This window comes from Mesorhizobium sp. M7A.F.Ca.US.007.01.2.1, assembly GCF_003998165.1.
Taxonomy (GTDB): Bacteria; Pseudomonadota; Alphaproteobacteria; order Rhizobiales; family Rhizobiaceae; genus Mesorhizobium; species Mesorhizobium ciceri.
Map to the genome: position 1 here is coordinate 1 of NZ_RZQP01000416.1, position 2,502 is coordinate 2,502.

At 66.3% G+C, this 2,502-nt stretch carries 3 protein-coding genes and 1 pseudogene; all 4 read left to right on the top strand.

Going from position 1 to position 2,502, the window contains the following annotated elements; translation table 11 throughout:
• A partial coding sequence (gene trbB / locus EN949_RS34515; protein ID WP_127371962.1) for a P-type conjugative transfer ATPase TrbB occupies positions 1–865 on the top strand: 865 nt, incomplete at its 5' end.
• Positions 866–900: 35 nt separating this feature from the next.
• Entirely contained in the window at positions 901–1,194 is a 294-nt protein-coding gene (locus EN949_RS34520) for a TrbC/VirB2 family protein (RefSeq protein WP_245459126.1), read from the top strand.
• Between the two features lie 29 nt (positions 1,195–1,223).
• Positions 1,224–1,490: a VirB3 family type IV secretion system protein gene (locus EN949_RS34525; protein WP_127366140.1), complete on the top strand. Its 267-nt coding sequence runs from the start codon at positions 1,224–1,226 to the stop codon at positions 1,488–1,490.
• Between the two features lie 12 nt (positions 1,491–1,502).
• Positions 1,503–2,502 (top strand): annotated as a pseudogene (locus EN949_RS34530) (conjugal transfer protein TrbE); the annotation flags it as partial.

The window sequence follows — 2,502 nt, forward strand, 5'->3', positions numbered from 1 at the left end:
GTCCGAGGGGTTGTCCGACACCGGCGAACGTTTGTCGGCAGCGGACGGCGAGCGCATCGTTCGCCTCGTTGCTCATCATGTCGGTGCCGAAGTCCATGCCGGCGCCCCACGCGTCTCGGCCGAGCTGCCCGAGACAGGGGAGCGGTTCGAGGGGCTTCTTCCTCCCGTCGTCGCGGCGCCCGCCTTCGCGATCCGCAAGCCCGCCGTCGCCATCTTCACCCTCGAAGATTATGTCACGACCGGAATCATGTCGGCGCAGCAGGCGGACGCGCTGCGCCAGGGCGTTGCCAACCGCGCGAACATCCTCGTTGCAGGCGGCACATCCACGGGCAAGACCACGCTGATCAACGCGCTACTGGCCGAAGTGGCCAAGACCGCTGATCGCGTGGTCATCATCGAGGATACGCGCGAACTGCAATGCGCAGCACCCAATCTCGTGGCAATGCGCACGAAAGACGGCGTGGCGTCTCTATGTGATCTTGTTCGCTCATCGCTGCGCCTGCGCCCCGACCGCATTCCGGTCGGCGAGGTGCGCGGGGCCGAGGCGCTCGAACTGCTCAAGGCTTGGGGCACCGGCCACCCCGGCGGCATCGGCACGATCCACGCCGGCAGCGCCATTGGCGCGCTGCGACGGATGGAACAGCTCATCCAGGAAGCCGTCGTCACCGTTCCACGCGCGCTCATCGCCGAAACGATCGACCTGATTGCCGTCCTTTCCGGCCGCGGCTCCGCGCGCCGGCTGTCCGAACTCGCCCGTGTCGACGGCCTTCGCCCGGACGGTGATTACCGGGTCGCGCCAGCCGTCCTCGATGGCGACGACAGCCCGACCTTGCTCATCCAAAGCCCTGAAGGAGAAAATCCGTGATCCAACGCCTGCGCCTCGCGCGCCATCGTCTCGCCATGACAGTTTCGGTTCCCACGCTCATCCTGGTGATGGTCGCGCCCGCTTATGCCTCCGGCTCGTCGATGCCGTGGGAACAACCGCTGCAACAGATACTCCAGTCGATCGAAGGCCCAGTCGCCAAGATCATGGCGGTGATCATCATCATCGTCACCGGCCTGACGCTCGCCTTCGGCGACACGTCGGGCGGCTTTCGCCGGCTCATCCAGATCGTGTTCGGCCTGTCCATCGCCTTCGCGGCGTCGAGCTTCTTCCTGTCGTTCTTCTCGTTCGGCGGCGGAGCGCTGATCTGATGGCGGGGTCGGTCGAACAGAGCGTGTCAATGCCGGACTACGCAGTGCCGGGTTATGCGGTCCTCGTGCACCGGGCGCTGACCGAGCCGATCCTGCTCGGCGGCGCCCCGCGCGCCATTGCCATCATGAACGGGACGCTCGCCGGCGCCGTGGGGCTGGGGCTGCGTCTCTGGCTCGTCGGCATCGCGATCTGGGCGATCGGCCATGTAGCCGCTGTCTGGGCCGCTAAGCGCGATCCGCTCTTCGTCGACGTCGTTCGCCGGCATCTGCGCATCCCGACGCATCTCACGGTCTGAGAGGTCGCGCCGATGATGAACCTTGCCGAATATCGCAATCGTAGCAGCCGGCTCGCCGACTTCCTGCCCTGGGTGGCGTTGGTCGGCGCCGGCGTCGTCCTCAACAAGGACGGCAGCTTCCAGCGCACCGCTCGCTTTCGCGGACCCGATCTCGACAGCGCCGTGCCGGCCGAACTGGTCGCCGTCGCCGGCCGGCTCAACAATGCCCTCCGCCGTCTCGGCTCCGGTTGGGCGATCTTCGTGGAGGCGCAGCGCCATGCCTCGACCCGATATCCCGACAGCCACTTTCCAGATGCGGCCTCCACACTGGTCGATGCGGAGCGAAAGGCGGGCTTCGAGGAGGCCGGTGCGCATTTCGAGTCCAGCTACTTCCTGACGCTCACCTATCTTGCGCCCGCCGAAGATACCGCGCGAGCGGAAAGCTGGCTCTACGAAGGCCGCGAGAGGAAAGGCTTCGACCCCAACGCGGTACTGACCGGGTTCGCCGATCGCAGCGACCGCGTCCTGCGCCTTATCGAAGCCTTCATGCCGGAGTGCAGTTGGCTCGATGACGCCGAGACGCTGACCTATCTGCACGGCTGCGTCTCGACCAATCGCCACCGTGTCCGCGTTCCCGAAACGCCGATGTATCTGGACGCCATGCTGGCCGACCAGCCGCTGACCGGCGGGCTCGAGCCGCGGCTTGGCCAGTTGCACCTGCGCATTCTCACGGTCACGGGTTTCCCGACCGCGACCACGCCGGGTCTGCTCGACGAACTGAACCGGCTGGCCTTTCCGTACCGCTGGTCGACACGCGCGATCCTGCTCGACAAGACCGATGCGACCAGGCTGCTGACAAGGATCCGCCGTCAATGGTTCGCCAAGCGCAAATCGGTCGCCGCGATCCTTAAGGAAGTGATGACCAACGAGGCGTCCGTCCTCGTGGACACCGACGCCGCAAACAAGGCCGCCGACGCCGACATGGCGCTGCAGGAGCTCGGCGCCGACTATGCCGGCATGGCCTATGTCACCG